The sequence below is a fragment of the Ruegeria sp. AL2 genome (genome assembly GCF_056540845.1).
The window spans coordinates 105,833-120,189 of the sequence record NZ_JBQFXM010000005.1; the positions used below are offsets into that span (position 1 = coordinate 105,833).

A 14,357-nucleotide genomic window follows, 5' to 3' on the forward strand; every position below is an offset into this window, starting at 1 on the left:
AATGCAGAAGTGGATCATCACACTGGGTCTTACGGTCGCCGTTGCCGCATGTACGCGCGAGGCCGGATACGAGATCGATGCCGGAACCTTCGGAAACGCGACATTGAACAATATACAGGTTCAAAACGGCGAGTTGACATATGCTCAGATTCTCGGTCGCAGATTTGCCGCAGATGTACCCAGCCAAGTGAACTTTGCCTTCAACAGTTCGCAACTGGACGCATCAGCTCAACGCATTCTGCTGCAGCAAGCTGACTGGATCAAACAGTTCCCCGAAGCCAGGTTCCGGGTTTACGGACATACGGATGCCGTAGGATCAACCAGTTACAACAAGAGTCTTGGGATGCGCCGCGCACAAGCGGTAGTCGCATTCCTTGAACGGCAAGGAATCTCGCGTTCACGTCTTGAAGCCGTTGTATCCTTTGGAAAAACGCAGCCGTTGATCGCGACACCGAATCGGGACCGCCGCAACCGCCGGACTGTAACGGAAGTTTCTGGCTTTGTTGACCGTCACCCGCAACTGCTGGACGGCAAATACGCCAACGTCATTTATCGCGAATACGTTGAAAGCGCGACGTGGAAGAGCACGATTGAACAGGTGACCGCGACAGACGCATCTGATGCGGGTGAATAATATACGCGAAATGGGCGACATCGTCGCCCATTTCCCTACAATTGGTTCTTTTGCGCCCAATTCTTGCCCAACTTCAGAGCAACTTTGTGAACAATAGGGTGACCTGCGGCCAAATTTGACCGTATTGGGGCGACAGCACATCAATCTGGCGGAATTCGTTCATATGACATGCTGAGCCCTCACGACGAGGATAGTGTTTATGACCAGCGCAACGCCGCAAGACGAAACTTCTGCAATCCTGGCCTGCACCATAAGCCGGGATGTCCAGAATTTTGATCTTCTGATTGAAGACATGGAAACCATTCTGGGCGAGCGCTGGGGCGACTTGGGCTTTGCCGAAGCGCTGGCCTTTTTCAGCCAGCCAGAAGCCGAAGCGCTTGAATTCGTTGCATTGGCAATCGACGGGGAAGATGAAGACAACCTGTCATTGATGGGTGAAATCATCACGCGGGCCAAGGAAAAGAAAATCAAGGTCGTCCTGATCGCCGAGGACGTCACGCCTGCTTCGCTCCACCAACTGCTGCGCAAGGGCGCGGACGAGTTTGTCCCCTACCCGCTTCCGGAAGGTGAATTGCAGGAAGCGGTAGAACGCATGAAGCAGCCCGATCCGGTTGTCATGGCACAAGCCGCAGCTGTTCCATTGGCAAATGGCGAATCAAAGGAAGGCGCTTTGTTCGTCGTTCAGGGACTTGCCGGTGGCGTGGGCTCCACGACTTTGGCGGTGAACCTGGCCTGGGAGCTGGCCTGTGCATCGGACAAGGATGCCCCGTCCGTCTGTCTGATCGATCTGGATCTGCAATACGGCACGGTTTCAACCTATCTGGACCTGGCGCGTCGCGAGACGGTGTTTGAAATGCTGTCCGACACGGATTCGATGGACAGCGAGGTTTTCTCGCAAGCCCTTCAAACATATGAAGAAAAACTGCAAGTTCTGACCGCGCCATCCGACATGGTGCCATTGGACCTGATTACGCCCGAAGACATCCAGCGCGTGATTGACATGGCCCGCACGCATTTCGACTATGTGGTTGTGGATATGCCCAAGACGCTGGTCTTGTGGTCGGAAACGATCTTGCAGGCGGCACATGTGTATTTTGCAATGATCGAACTCGACATGCGGTCCGCTCAGAATGCCCTGCGCCTCAAGCGCGCGTTGCAGGCCGAAGAACTGCCCTTCAACAAGCTGCGCTTTGCGCTGAACCGGGCCCCAAAATTCACCGACCTGAATGGAAAAAGCCGCGTGAAACGCATGGGGGAAAGCCTTGGCATCTCAATTGACCTGCTGCTGCCTGATGGGGGCAAGCCTGTCATGCAAAGTGGCGACCATGGTTTGCCGCTGGCCAATTCAGCCGCCAAGAACCCGCTTCGCCGGGAAATCGCGAAGCTGGCGAAATCACTTCACAGCCTTGGCAGCAACAGCGCTGAAGCTGCGTAACATCATCCCAAGGGGGGATCGCCGTGTTCTCAAGATATAAAAAACAGCCAGCAGCGCAGCCCGTCAAAGCGGCAGCGCAGCCGGTCGAAACGGCGGCACCCGCCGCACAAGCTGCCCCCAGCCCCGCAGCAACGGCCGTCGTACGTAAACCTCAGAAAAAAACGGCTGAGGTTGCCGGGGCCGATCGTGATCGAAAACGCAAGGAACGGCTGAGTGAGATCAAGATCGAACTGCATCGCGAGTTGCTGGAGAACCTGAACCTAGCGGCTCTGGAGACCGCAGCCGAAGCGGAGCTACGAGCCGAAATCAGCGCAATCGCCAGCGAAGTTCTGGAAACCAGGAACATCGTTCTGAATCGCGATGACCGATCGCAGTTGAACAAAGAACTGTACGACGAAGTAACGGGTCTTGGTCCGCTTGAGACGCTGCTACAGGACGATACGGTCAACGATATTCTGGTCAACGGACCGCATCAGATATTCGTGGAACGTGCTGGTAAGCTGGAAATCAGCGACATCACGTTCAAGGATGAAAAGCACCTGATGCGGATCATCGACAAGATCGTGTCTGCGGTGGGCCGTCGTGTTGATGAATCCAACCCTTATGTTGACGCCCGACTGGCCGATGGATCGCGATTCAACGCCATGGTGCCCCCTATCGCGGTAGATGGGTCTCTGGTTTCGATTCGTAAGTTTAAAAAAGACAAGCTGGGTATTGATGATCTGGTCAGTTTCGGTGCGTTCACCGAGGAAATGGCTGCCTATTTGCAGGCTGCCGTATCAACCCGTCTTAATATCATCGTGTCGGGCGGTACCGGTTCCGGTAAAACGACCACACTCAACGCTCTGTCCAGCTTTATCGACGATGCCGAACGCATCCTGACCATCGAGGATACGGCGGAACTTCAGCTGCAACAAACCCATGTGGGCCGGATGGAAAGCCGACCGCCTAACGTGGAAGGCAAAGGTGAGGTCAGCCCGCGCGACTGTCTGAAAAACGCCCTGCGTATGCGACCTGACCGCATCATCGTCGGCGAGACACGCGGCGCCGAGGTGATCGACATGTTGCAGGCCATGAACACTGGCCACGACGGTTCGATGACCACGATCCACGCGAACTCGGCCCGTGACGGGATTTCACGTTTGGAGAACATGATCGCGATGGCTGGCATCGAAATGCCCATTAAGGCCGTCCGCAGCCAGATCGCAAGCGCTGTGAACCTAATCGTTCAGGCCAGCCGATTGCAGGATGGCTCGCGCCGGATGACCTCGATCACCGAGATTACCGGTATGGAAGGTGACGTGATTTCGATGCAGGAAATCTTTCGTTTTCAACGTGTTGGCCTGACACCTGACAACAAGATCATCGGTCACTTTACGGCAACTGGGGTGCGCAGCCACTATTCGGAACGCTTCCGTCTGTGGGGTTTTGATCTGCCCGCATCCATCTACGACCCAACCACAATGTAGGAGAACCGGGTATGCAATTGCCTATGGAGGCGATCATCTATGTCGCCATCTTTGTGGGGGTTCTTGCCCTGGTCGAGGGCATCTATCTGGTTGCGTTCGGCAAATCCATCAGTCTGAACAGCCGGGTCAACCGGCGTCTGGACATGCTGGAAAAGGGTGCCGGGCGCGAACAGGTCCTGGAGCAGCTGCGCAAGGAAATGCAGCAGCACATGAAATCACAGAGCATCCCTCTGTATTCGCTGCTTGCTGACAAGGCTCAAAAAGCCGCCATTGCGTTTTCTCCCCGTCAACTGATCATGATCATGGCGCTGGTCTCGGCCATGGCGTTTGTGGGTCTGAGCATCGGTACCGCGACAGACACAGCGCTGCGCGCCGCGATTTCAATCGCCATCGGTATTGGCGGCGTTTACGCGTGGGTGAACCACAAGGCCAAGAAACGTATGGGAATGATCGAAGAGCAGCTGCCTGACGCGGTTGAGCTGATGGTGCGTTCGCTGCGTGTGGGTAATCCTTTCGTTTCGACAATTCAGGTTGTTTCAAACGAAGTTCAGGATCCGCTGGGAACCGAGTTTGGTGTTATCGCGGATGAATGCGCCTATGGTCGCGATGTGGGCGAGGCGCTGAAGGATATGGCTGAACGTCTGGATATGCAGGATTTGCGGTTCCTCGCGGTTGCTGTGGGTATTCAGCAGCAGTCCGGTGGTAACCTGGCCGAAATTCTGGCTGGATTGGCACAGGTGATCCGTGCGCGGTTCCGCCTGTTCCGGCGTGTCAAGGCAATCACGGCCGAAGCACAATGGTCAGGCAAGTTCCTGTCTGGCTTCCCAATTGCGTGTCTGATTTTCATCCTGGTCAAGGACCCAGGGTATTATGACGAAGTGTTGGACCACCCCTGGTTCATCCCTGCGTGTTTCGTTGTCGGCATTTTGCTGACACTGAACCTGATCGTCATGAAGATCATCACCAACATCAAGGTCTGAGGACAGCACAATGGAATTTCTGACCAACATCAATGATCTGCTGACTCAACACCTGGGTGAGTTCGGCCCCCTTATCGTGGTGGGTGTACTTGGCCTGATCATGGTTCTTGTCGCTGTCTCACTGATCATGAGCCAGCCGGAAGATCCTCTGAAAAAACTTCAGCGATCGAATGCGGCCCCGCGGGCAACGAAAAAAAGCAAGAAAGAGCAACTGCGAAACTCCAGTCGAAATGAGCAGCTTGAGAAATTCGCGACTTTTCTGGAGCCGAAAAACGAAGAAGAGTATTCGGCGGTTGAGCTGAAGCTGCGTCAGGCGGGATATCGGTCAAAAGATGCGGTCCGGTTCTTTCACTTTGCGCAGTTTTCGCTAGGTATCATTGGTATCGTCGTCGGTGTTCTGCTGATTACGGTCCTTTCAAACGGTCAGGAATTCACCGGCCAGCAAATGATGATCCGGGTGTTCGTGCCAGCCGCAATTGGTTATTTCGCCCCGAAATACTGGATCACACGCCGGGTCGAAGCACGCAAAGAGGCAATTACAGCAGGCTTTCCCGATACACTTGACCTGATGCTGGTCTGCGTTGAGGCCGGACAGTCACTGGACCAGGCCATCGTTCGTGTGTCCGGTGAAATGAAATCCTCCTACCCCGATATCGCTCAGGAATTCGAAACCGTCGCACACGAGATGAAAGCCGGTAAGGACAAAGACACTGTATTGCGCGACTTCGGAGTGCGCTGCGGCGTACAGGACGTAAACTCATTCGTCACCGTGATGATCCAGTCGGCAACTTTCGGTACATCCATTGCCGAAGCATTGCGGGTTTACGCCTCTGAGATGCGTGACAAACGCGTTATGCGCGCCGAGGAGGCTGCGAACAAGTTGCCTACGAAGATGACTCTTGTCACAATGATGCTGACAGTTCCGCCACTGCTGATCATTCTGGTCGGCCCGTCGGCGAATGTCATTTCAACTTTCGGGCGCGCAGGATGATAAAACCCTATGAAAGCTGAATTCTGGTGCTTCCCGTCCGGGTTTCGCCGAATACTTAAGGCCACCGTGGTTTGCACCATGGTGGCTTCTTGCACAGAAGGCCTGTCGCCGAACGGCCTGGATGCGCCGGGAGTTGATCCCAGGGGACAAGCAGAAGACAATATCGAGGTCGGAAACCGGCTGATGGCTGCCGGTGAATACGAATTGGCGCTTGATACTTTTACCCGCGCCGCGCTGGACCAGGGTATGACGACACAGGTCTTGACCTCTCTGGGTACGGCCAATCTTGGGTTGCGGCGTTTAGGGCAGGCCGAGAAATTGCTGCGCCGTGCCGTGGAAGGCGATCCGGATTGGCCTGTTGCATGGAATAATCTGGGCGTTCTGCTGATGGAGAAACAGGAGTACCCCGAAGCGGCGCAGGTCTTTCAACGGGCTTACGCGCTGGACAATGGCGAAAGTGACGCAATCCGCGACAATCTGCGCTTAGCACTCGCAAAAATGGAAAATCCTGTTAATAATATCCCGCAAGAACAACAAGAATACACACTGGAGCAGCTTGGCGACGGGCAATTCGCGCTACGCAAAATCCAGTAATCGAGGCAAGAGCAGTAAAGGACGCAAAAAATGCGCCAGCAATTCTTGATTCCGGCTGTTGTTTTCAGCGGTCTGATCCTTTCGGCCTGTGCAAAGGAATCCGAAGAAGAAAAAGTGGAACGGACGTTTCAGGAAGTGAACGTTATTGACGAAACCAACCTGAACGATGTGTTGTTGAGTGCCGCCGACCCGAATGAGGCAGTGACCTATTTTCACGGTGCTGCACTCAAGAACCCTGATCGCATCGATCTTCAGCGCGGGTTGGCAATATCCCTGGGACGCGCAAAACGCACCACCGAAGCGGCAGCAGCGTGGAAGCGCGTGACGACAATGAAGGGTACGAACGCCGCAGACAAGGTCGAGTACGCCGATGCGCTGGTGCGAAATGGCGACTGGTCTCAGGCCAAAACCGTTCTGGATACGGTTCCCCCAACGTTCGAAACCTTTAAACGCTATCGCCTTGAGGCGGTGGTCGCGGATTCCCGGAAAGAGTGGAAGCGGGCTGATCATTTCTATGAAACGGCCGTTGGGCTGACCACCCGCCCGGGCAGCGTAATGAACAATTGGGGGTATTCGAAACTGACCCGTGGCCAGTATGCCGAGGCCGAACGCCTGTTCACCGACGCAGTCCGCCAGGACAGCTCTTTGTTCACTGCCAAGAATAATCTGGTGCTGGCCCGGTCAGCGCAGGGCAACTATAGCCTTCCAGTGGTGCCGATGACCCAGGTTGAACGGGCGCTACTGCTGAATACGATGGGTATTTCCGCGGTCAAGCAGGGCGATGTAGAAACCGCGAAAAACCTGTTCCGCGAGGCCATTGCCACCCATCCGCAGCATTTCGATGAAGCGGTCCGCTCGCTTCGTGCGCTTGAAGAGGCCTGACACATGCAAATTCCCGCTGCGGCGGCGGCATGGTTCCTGCCCTTCGTGCTGCCGATCTGTTTTTACGTGGCCTTCACGGATATGCGTGAGATGCGGATCAAGAACCATGCAGTTGTTGCGCTGGCGTTGATTTTTGTCGTGGTCGGGCTGATTGCCATCCCGCCCTGGTCCACCGGCGCGGTCAGCGGTCATCTGTTGCTGATCAATGTGTCGATGCCGATCTATTTCTGGCACCTTCTGCATATCCCCGTGGTGTTGATTTTCGGCATTCTTCTGAACGCGTCAGGGGCAATGGGCGCGGGCGACGCGAAGTTTCTTGCCGCGTCCGCGCCATTTGTCTGGCTTGGCGATCTAAAGCTGGTGCTGCTTATTCTGACCGCCTGTATTCTGGCCGCCGTGGTCACGCATCGTTTGGCGAAAATCACAAGGTTGCGCACCATTGCGCCACATTGGGAAAGCTGGGATCGGGGCAAACAGTTTCCCATGGGGTTCGCACTGGGTGGCTCGCTGGCCATGTATCTGATTCTGGGTACTGTTCTCGGTTCGTAAACTATCATCAGCGCGCCTTGCCGCTGCCTTTGTCCCGCCACAAAGCTGGGTCATTTTTCCTTCAAGTCGCCCTTATTCGGGCAGTTGGCGTTACAATTTGACGAACGAGCACCGCGCATGAATATGCAGACTTCCTCTGTTATGGCCCCCCCTACCCCGAAGGGGTTAAGCGAAATGAAGCTTCCGCTGGTGATGATGCGGGATATCTTGCTTAAGACCATATTCCGCAAGAACACCAGCACCGTGTCAGAAGTTTCTGCGGCCATATGTCTGCCTGGCGCTGTGACCCAGGAACTGATCGACATCGCACGCGAGCAGAAGCTGCTTGAGGCAATGGGGACGCTGAACGCCAACAGCGGCAACGAGATGGGATATCAGCTGACTGATGCCGGCAAGGCCCGCGCTCTGGATGCCCTCAGCCAGTCCGAGTATTTCGGTGCGATGCCCGTCCCGCTGGATGTCTATCGCGAGCAAGTCAAACGTCAATCGATCCGCAACATTCAGGTCACGCGCGACCAGTTGACCAACGCCATGGGCCATCTGGTTCTGCCCGACAGCCTGCTGGATCATCTAGGCCCGGCAGTCAGCGCAGGCCGGTCGATCCTGATGTATGGTCCGCCGGGCAACGGTAAATCGTCCATCTCGAACGGCATTCGCGATGCGCTGGGGGACAATGTCTATGTGCCCTACGCCATCGAATATGCGGGGCAGGTGATCACGGTCTACGACCCGATCGTGCACACCGCGATCGAGCAGGAGGCCGACGACCCGAACAGCCTGCGCCGCCGCAAACGGTTCGACTCACGCTATGTACAGTGTGAACGCCCGACCGTGGTCACCGGCGGTGAACTGTCGCTTAGTATGCTGGACCTGGTTTACAACCCTACCGCGCGAACCTATCAGGCACCGCTGCAGCTGAAATCCACGGGCGGCATCTTTATCGTGGACGACCTTGGCCGTCAGGCCGAACCACCGCAGGCGCTGGTCAACCGCTGGATTGTTCCACTGGAAGAGAACAAGGATATCCTGGGCCTGCAATCGGGTGAGAAATTCGAAGTTCCGTTTGATACGCTGGTCATCTTCTCGACCAACTTCCACCCGAACGAGATATTTGACCAGGCGGCCCTGCGCCGGATCTTCTTCAAGATCAAGATCGACGGCCCGAATCAGGAAAACTTCCTGAAGATTTTCGCCATGGTTGCGCGCAAACGCGGGATGCCGCTGGATGAGGCAGCGCTGGTGCACCTGCTGAAGGTCAAATACCCGACCATCAACAACATCTACGCCAACTATCAACCGATCTTTCTGATCGACCAGATGATCTCGATCTGCGAGTTCGAAGGCATCCCCTATCAGATGAGCCCCGAACTGATCGACCGGGCCTGGGCCAACATGTTCGTCAAAGACGAGAAAATCGTCAAATAACGCCGTGCCATTACCACTCTGGTGCGGGTAGTCTGCGTTCATGACGCAGATTCCCGCACGGATTGCCGCGTGGATTTCCACCAAAGGCTGGTCCATCCACCCGCATCAGCAAGAGATGTTCGACCGCGCATTCAGCCCGGCGACACTGCTGATTGCGCCCACCGGTGGCGGCAAAACCATGGCCGGGTTTCTGCCGTCGCTGGCTGAACTTGCGGATGCTGGCCACAATGGATTGCACACGATCTATGTCTCGCCGCTCAAGGCGCTGGCCGCCGACATCAAACGCAATCTGCGCACCCCGGTGGATGAGATCGGCCTGCCTGTCAGGATCGAGGATCGAACCGGTGACACCTCAGCCACGCAGAAGAAACGCCAAAGGGCTGATCCACCGCATATCCTGTTGACCACGCCGGAAAGTCTGGCGTTGCTGACCTCGTACGAGGATGCCCCGCGTATGTTTGAAGGTGTGCAGCGGATCATCGTCGATGAAATCCACGCACTGGCTGAAAGCAAGCGCGGGGATCAGCTGATGCTGGCGCTGGCACGTCTGCAACGCCTCAATCCCGATCTGCGCCGCGTCGGGTTGTCGGCGACGGTGGAAGATCCTGTTGCGATTGCCCGCTTTCTGGCTTGCCACCCTGACCCCTGCCAGATTGTACAGGCCGACCCCGGTCCGGACCCGGATATCCGAATGCTGGAAACGTCGCAGATGCCGCCCTGGTCTGGCGGTGGCGCGGCTTATGCTATTCCAGCCGTGCTGGAGCAGATCAAGCAGCACAAGACCACATTGATCTTTCACAATACGCGCGCCCAGGCCGAGATATTCTTTCACAACCTGTGGCTGGCCAATGATGACGGTCTGCCCATCGGCATCCATCACGGCAGTCTGGACCGGCAGCAGCGCGAGCGGGTCGAGGCGGCGATGGTCCGGGGTGACTTGCGCGCCATCGTCTGCACCGGTTCGCTGGATCTGGGCATCGACTGGGGGGATGTCGATCTGGTGATCCAGATCGGCGCGCCCAAGAATGTCAAACGGCTGGTGCAAAGGATAGGACGGGCCAACCACCGCTATAACGCACCTTCCAAAGCCCTTTTGGTACCTGCCAATCGCTTCGAAGTGGTCGAATGCGTCGCCGCGCTAGAGGCCGCCAAAGCCCATGAGCTGGATGGGGAACCCCGCGGCCGTGGCCCGCGCGATGTTTTGTGCCAGCATATCCTGATTGCCGCTTGCGCCGGACCGTTCAACGCCGATGATCTTTATGCCGAGATGACATCCGCCGGGCCTTACGCTCAATTGACGCGGGCCGAGTTTGACGCCTGCCTGAATTTCTGTGCTACCGGCGGCTATGCTCTGCAAGCCTATGATCGCTGGCAAAGGCTGCAACACGGCGCCGACGGGCAATGGCAACTGCGCGACCCGCGCGCCGCATCGCGAATTCGTATGAATCTGGGCACGATTCAGGACACGGATACGCTCAAGGTTCGTCTGAAACGCAACCGGGGCGGCAAGCCACTGGGAGAAGTAGAAGAAGCATTCGCTGCCTCGCTAACGCCCGGCGACACCTTCCTGATCGGTGGGCAAATCGTGCGGTATGAGGGGCTGCGCGAGATGGTGGTCGAAGTCACGCGGCACGCTGACCGAAAGCCAAAGATTGCGACCTTCTCGGGCACGAAATTCGCAACCTCCACTCAGCTTAGCGACCGCATCCTGAACATGTTTGCCCAACAGGGCTGGCCACAGCTTCCCCCTCATACGGCTGAATGGTTGGATTTGCAGCGCCAGATGTCCCGCCTGCCCCAGCGTGACCGGCTGCTCATCGAGAGCTTTCCCAGCGACGGGCGTGAACATCTTTGCGTTTACGGCTTTGCCGGACGAAATGCACAACAGACTTTGGGCCTGTTGCTGACAAAACGGATGGAGGAGACCGGACTGGCCCCGCTGGGTTTTGTCGCCACGGACTATGCCACACTGATCTGGGGTCTGGACGCGGTTACCGATCCCCGCCCGTTGCTTCAACCCGATGCACTGCGCGACGGGCTTGACACCTGGCTGGCAGGTAACGCCGTTATGAAGCGCACGTTTCGTGCATCGGCCACCATTGCCGGTCTGATCGAACGCAACATGGCAGGGCAGCGCAAAAGCGGGCGGCAGGCTACGTTTTCGTCCGATATCCTGTATGACACCTTGCTGAAATACGATCCCGATCACCTATTGATGCAGATCACCCGCGAAGAAGCCATGCGTGGGCTTGTCGATTTCGGTCGGATCGAAACAATGCTGGCCCGAATTGGAGACAGGATTGATCTGGTGCGGCTCGAGCGTGTCTCGCCCCTGTCAGCGCCACTGTTTCTGGAGGTCGGCAAGGTGCCGGTGAAAGGCAGTGCCGAAGAAAGGCTTCTGGCGGAAGAAAGCGCGCGGCTGCTGCAAGCGGCGGGGTTGGAACAGCTTTGATCTGCTTGCGCCGGGCCCTGAAACAGGCCAAGAACGTATCATGAACAAACTTGAGTTTCCCTTTGCGGGTCAGCGCCTGTGTGCTTTGCCGTCCGGTGCGCTTTGGTGGCCAGACGAAAGCTTGCTGTGCGTGTCGGACTTGCATCTGGGTAAATCCGAGCGCGTCGCGCGGCGTGGTGGGCCTTCACTTCCGCCTTATGACAGCCGTGAAACGCTGGACCGCCTGAAAGATGACCTGGGACAAACGAACGCCAAAACCATTGTATGTCTGGGCGACAGCTTCGATGATCTTGAGGCTGCCCGGGCGCTGCCAAAATCAGAAATGCTGAGGATCGCGACCTTACAGTCCGGACGTCAGTGGATCTGGATTGAGGGGAACCACGATCCCGGTCCTATTGAGCTGGGGGGAACCCATCTGTTCGAATGGCACCGTGGCCCGCTTGTTTTCCGTCATATCGCGCAGGATCCCGCGCGAGGCGAAGTTTCTGGCCATTACCATCCAAAAGTCCGGATCAGGGTCAAGGGGCGTCATATTTCACGCCCCGCTTTTCTGCTGAATGATCATCGCCTGATACTTCCGGCCTATGGCGCTTTTACCGGGGGGCTTCGCAGCTCTGATCAAGTGCTGTCGGCACTGATGGGATCGCAGGCGATGGCGATCCTCACAGGTCCGCGTCCATACATGTTGCCAATGCTGCAATAGGTTCAGATCAGGCCATCCTTTTCCAGCATCGGTTTGTATTTCCGGCTGACCGGAACCAGATCACCATTGATCAATTTCAGAAAGGTTTTACTGCCTTCCCTTTCGACACTTACAATGGATGCGTCGGTGACCCAATGCGAACGGTGCGAGCAATGACCCGGGACAGGCTCCATCTCGGCAATCGCATCTGTGAAACGCGACCGGAGCGTGAAGGTGCCTTCTGAGGTGACAACATCCACGTTGTGATCCCGAACGGTCAAGCGATAGATCTGCCCGTTGAATCGGGGTGGCAAGCGTTTGACAAGTCGTGGTTTTTCAAGATCAGATTCAGTAATTGCCGCGGCATTCAGATCGTTGCGCTGTACAAGCATCAAGCCTGTCGCGAACAAAGCGCCATAAACCACAATCCTCTCGGCGTCCGGCGCCATATATCCACCACAGGTGAAAAGAACCCAGGCCAACATCCAAAGTGAAGGCGTGAACAATGCCAAGGTCAAAGAAACAAATGCCAGATCCCTCGCCGGAACATTCAGGAAAACGGGGTTCTTCCGCATCAGCTTTCTGGCAAGCCCGGTAACCGTCAAAGCAAGGACCATCACTCCCGCCCAGAATACAAGCCGCAGTCCAAATGACAGGTCAGAATCAAGGAAGGGTGGAAACGCATATGCAAGTAAAGGAAGAAAGACCAAACCCGCCACCACACGTTGCGGTGAAAATGCCTTCAGGATTATACTTATTTTAGACGTCATACCGCTTTTGTGCATGAATTAGCATAGCTCACCCCGAATGTGTCAAACACAATAGTGCCTTCACCTGTAACCAGCTGGGATTACAGGGATATCACGATTTGTTCGGCTGTCAAACCCATTCAGGGTGCTTTGCCCATGCAGTCAGGGGGCGATTTGGCTGGAGCTTTGCCTGCCAAAAAAGGGGGCCGGTCCGAAGGGTCCGATCCGGCCCCGCGTGTATCAGGCGGTCAGGCCTTCTGGTTCGGGGAGTTTGTTTGCGCGGCAGCAGGCGGTGAGGGTGTTGGCCAGCAGGCAGGCGATGGTCATGGGGCCGACGCCGCCGGGGACGGGGGTGATGGCGCCGGCGCGCTCGGCGGCGCTGGTATAGTCGACATCGCCGACCAGCTTGGTCTTGCCATCGCGTTCGATGCGGTTGATGCCCACGTCGATCACGGTGGCGCCTTCCTTGATCCAGTCGCCGGGCACCATCTCGGGGCGGCCGACAGCGGCCACGACGATATCGGCGCGGCGCACCACATCCGGCAGGTCCCTGGTGCGCGAATGCGCGATGGTCACAGTGCAGCTGTCCCCCAGCAGCAGCTGCGCCATCGGCTTGCCCACGATGTTCGAGCGACCGATGACAACTGCATCCATGCCCGACAGCGACCCGTGGTGATCGCGCAGCATCATCAGGCAACCCAGCGGGGTGCAGGGCACCATCGATTTCTGACCGGTGCCCAGCAGGCCCACATTCGAAATGTGGAACCCATCCACATCCTTGGCCGGATCGATCGAGTTGATCACCAGATCCTCGTTCAGGTGTTTTGGCAGCGGCAGCTGTACCAGAATGCCATGCACCGCCGGATCAGTGTTAAGTTTGTCGATCAGCGCCAGCAGGTCCGCCTCGGAGGTCTCCACATCGAGCTTGTGCTCATACGAGTTCATGCCGACCTCGACGGTCATCTTGCCTTTCGAGCGGACATAGACCTGGCTGGCCGGATCCTCGCCCACCAGAACCACGGCCAGGCCGGGGGTGATGCCGTTTTCCTCTTTCAGCTTTGCAACCTGATCGGCCACCTGCGCGCGCACTTTGGCGGCAAAGGCCTTCCCGTCGATAACCTGCGCTACCATCCTTTGGTCCCTTCTTTCAAAACCCAAACGGGCGCAGAACGCGCCCGGTCTTTACTCGGGGCCGAGCACACGTTCCTCACGTGCAATCGACCAGTCAATCAGAATGCGCCAGAGCGTTTCGGACAAATCGGGGTCCATCCCCGCCGCCTGCGAACTGGCGCGCACCTTTTGCACCACATCCTCGACCCGGTCCGGGATGCGGGCGGGCAGGCCCTCGCCCGGCTTCAGCTCAGACGCGCGGTCGATATAGCTTGCGCGCCTCACCAGCATCCCGATCAGCTGGTGGTCAAGCCTGTCGATCTGAACCCGCAGATCCCGCATCGAATGGCAGTCCTGCGGCGGTGTCAGAGTGGGCATCATCGTCTCCTCATGGCCCGGGGGTTC

14 protein-coding genes are annotated in these 14,357 nt (G+C 56.9%); 11 read left to right on the forward strand and 3 right to left on the reverse strand.

The window, feature by feature from the left end:
• The first annotated feature begins 1 nt into the window (after position 1).
• From ACR0ID_RS09270 to pdeM, 11 genes are all read left to right on the forward strand, one after another.
• Positions 2-634, forward strand: a complete 633-nt coding sequence (locus ACR0ID_RS09270) for an OmpA family protein (protein WP_480518846.1) — start codon at positions 2-4, stop codon at positions 632-634.
• Between the two features lie 199 nt (positions 635-833).
• Positions 834-2,069 carry a CpaE/TadZ family protein gene (locus ACR0ID_RS09275; protein ID WP_480473712.1) on the forward strand — a complete coding sequence of 412 codons (1,236 nt, stop codon included), beginning with the start codon at positions 834-836 and terminating at the stop codon, positions 2,067-2,069.
• 23 nt (positions 2,070-2,092) lie between these two features.
• On the forward strand, positions 2,093-3,538 hold the full coding sequence (locus tag ACR0ID_RS09280; protein WP_480473713.1) for a TadA family conjugal transfer-associated ATPase: 1,446 nt from the start codon (positions 2,093-2,095) through the stop codon (positions 3,536-3,538).
• An 11-nt stretch (positions 3,539-3,549) separates the two neighbouring features.
• Positions 3,550-4,518, forward strand: a complete 969-nt coding sequence (locus tag ACR0ID_RS09285; RefSeq protein WP_480518841.1) for a type II secretion system F family protein — start codon at positions 3,550-3,552, stop codon at positions 4,516-4,518.
• A gap of 10 nt (positions 4,519-4,528) precedes the next feature.
• On the forward strand, positions 4,529-5,509 hold the full coding sequence (locus ACR0ID_RS09290) for a type II secretion system F family protein (protein WP_480604995.1): 981 nt from the start codon (positions 4,529-4,531) through the stop codon (positions 5,507-5,509).
• Positions 5,510-5,518: 9 nt separating this feature from the next.
• Positions 5,519-6,103, forward strand: a complete 585-nt coding sequence (locus tag ACR0ID_RS09295) for a tetratricopeptide repeat protein (protein WP_480473716.1) — start codon at positions 5,519-5,521, stop codon at positions 6,101-6,103.
• 30 nt (positions 6,104-6,133) lie between these two features.
• On the forward strand, positions 6,134-6,985 hold the full coding sequence (locus ACR0ID_RS09300) for a tetratricopeptide repeat protein (protein ID WP_480473717.1): 852 nt from the start codon (positions 6,134-6,136) through the stop codon (positions 6,983-6,985).
• A gap of 3 nt (positions 6,986-6,988) precedes the next feature.
• Positions 6,989-7,534 (forward strand): prepilin peptidase, encoded by a 546-nt coding sequence (locus ACR0ID_RS09305; RefSeq protein ID WP_480518835.1) that lies wholly within the window; start codon positions 6,989-6,991, stop codon positions 7,532-7,534.
• Between the two features lie 117 nt (positions 7,535-7,651).
• Positions 7,652-8,959 carry an ATPase gene (locus ACR0ID_RS09310; protein WP_480473719.1) on the forward strand — a complete coding sequence of 436 codons (1,308 nt, stop codon included), beginning with the start codon at positions 7,652-7,654 and terminating at the stop codon, positions 8,957-8,959.
• 40 nt (positions 8,960-8,999) lie between these two features.
• A complete protein-coding gene (locus tag ACR0ID_RS09315) occupies positions 9,000-11,411 on the forward strand; it encodes a ligase-associated DNA damage response DEXH box helicase (RefSeq protein ID WP_480604997.1) in 2,412 nt (803 codons plus the stop codon).
• Between the two features lie 40 nt (positions 11,412-11,451).
• On the forward strand, positions 11,452-12,114 hold the full coding sequence (pdeM, locus tag ACR0ID_RS09320) for a ligase-associated DNA damage response endonuclease PdeM (protein ID WP_480604999.1): 663 nt from the start codon (positions 11,452-11,454) through the stop codon (positions 12,112-12,114).
• A gap of 2 nt (positions 12,115-12,116) precedes the next feature.
• Here the strand turns inward: pdeM and ACR0ID_RS09325 are convergent, their stop codons facing one another.
• The 3 genes from ACR0ID_RS09325 to ACR0ID_RS09335 all read right to left on the reverse strand — a co-directional run bounded on the left by ACR0ID_RS09325 (position 12,117) and on the right by ACR0ID_RS09335 (position 14,330).
• Entirely contained in the window at positions 12,117-12,710 is a 594-nt protein-coding gene (locus tag ACR0ID_RS09325) for a LytTR family DNA-binding domain-containing protein (protein WP_480605000.1), read from the reverse strand.
• Between the two features lie 372 nt (positions 12,711-13,082).
• Entirely contained in the window at positions 13,083-13,973 is an 891-nt protein-coding gene (gene folD, locus ACR0ID_RS09330) for a bifunctional methylenetetrahydrofolate dehydrogenase/methenyltetrahydrofolate cyclohydrolase FolD (RefSeq protein WP_480554481.1), read from the reverse strand.
• Between the two features lie 51 nt (positions 13,974-14,024).
• The gene (locus ACR0ID_RS09335) at positions 14,025-14,330 is read right to left on the reverse strand and encodes a chorismate mutase (RefSeq protein ID WP_480496684.1); all 306 of its coding nucleotides are present in this window, start codon (positions 14,328-14,330) and stop codon (positions 14,025-14,027) included.
• Between the last annotated feature and the right edge of the window lie 27 nt (positions 14,331-14,357).

What these genes read in the sequence shown, in the direction of transcription:
- ACR0ID_RS09270 (WP_480518846.1), top strand. Translation starts at nt 2, where the DNA reads ATGCAGAAGTGGATCATCACACTGGGTCTTACGGTCGCCGTTGCCGCA.
- ACR0ID_RS09275 (WP_480473712.1), top strand. Translation starts at nt 834, where the DNA reads ATGACCAGCGCAACGCCGCAAGACGAAACTTCTGCAATCCTGGCCTGC.
- ACR0ID_RS09285 (WP_480518841.1), top strand. Translation starts at nt 3,550, where the DNA reads ATGCAATTGCCTATGGAGGCGATCATCTATGTCGCCATCTTTGTGGGG.
- ACR0ID_RS09290 (WP_480604995.1), top strand. Translation starts at nt 4,529, where the DNA reads ATGGAATTTCTGACCAACATCAATGATCTGCTGACTCAACACCTGGGT.
- ACR0ID_RS09295 (WP_480473716.1), top strand. Translation starts at nt 5,519, where the DNA reads ATGAAAGCTGAATTCTGGTGCTTCCCGTCCGGGTTTCGCCGAATACTT.
- ACR0ID_RS09300 (WP_480473717.1), top strand. Translation starts at nt 6,134, where the DNA reads ATGCGCCAGCAATTCTTGATTCCGGCTGTTGTTTTCAGCGGTCTGATC.
- ACR0ID_RS09305 (WP_480518835.1), top strand. Translation starts at nt 6,989, where the DNA reads ATGCAAATTCCCGCTGCGGCGGCGGCATGGTTCCTGCCCTTCGTGCTG.
- ACR0ID_RS09310 (WP_480473719.1), top strand. Translation starts at nt 7,652, where the DNA reads ATGAATATGCAGACTTCCTCTGTTATGGCCCCCCCTACCCCGAAGGGG.
- ACR0ID_RS09315 (WP_480604997.1), top strand. Translation starts at nt 9,000, where the DNA reads ATGACGCAGATTCCCGCACGGATTGCCGCGTGGATTTCCACCAAAGGC.
- pdeM (WP_480604999.1), top strand. Translation starts at nt 11,452, where the DNA reads ATGAACAAACTTGAGTTTCCCTTTGCGGGTCAGCGCCTGTGTGCTTTG.
- ACR0ID_RS09325 (WP_480605000.1), bottom strand. Translation starts at nt 12,710, where the DNA reads ATGGTCCTTGCTTTGACGGTTACCGGGCTTGCCAGAAAGCTGATGCGG.
- folD (WP_480554481.1), bottom strand. Translation starts at nt 13,973, where the DNA reads ATGGTAGCGCAGGTTATCGACGGGAAGGCCTTTGCCGCCAAAGTGCGC.
- ACR0ID_RS09335 (WP_480496684.1), bottom strand. Translation starts at nt 14,330, where the DNA reads ATGCCCACTCTGACACCGCCGCAGGACTGCCATTCGATGCGGGATCTG.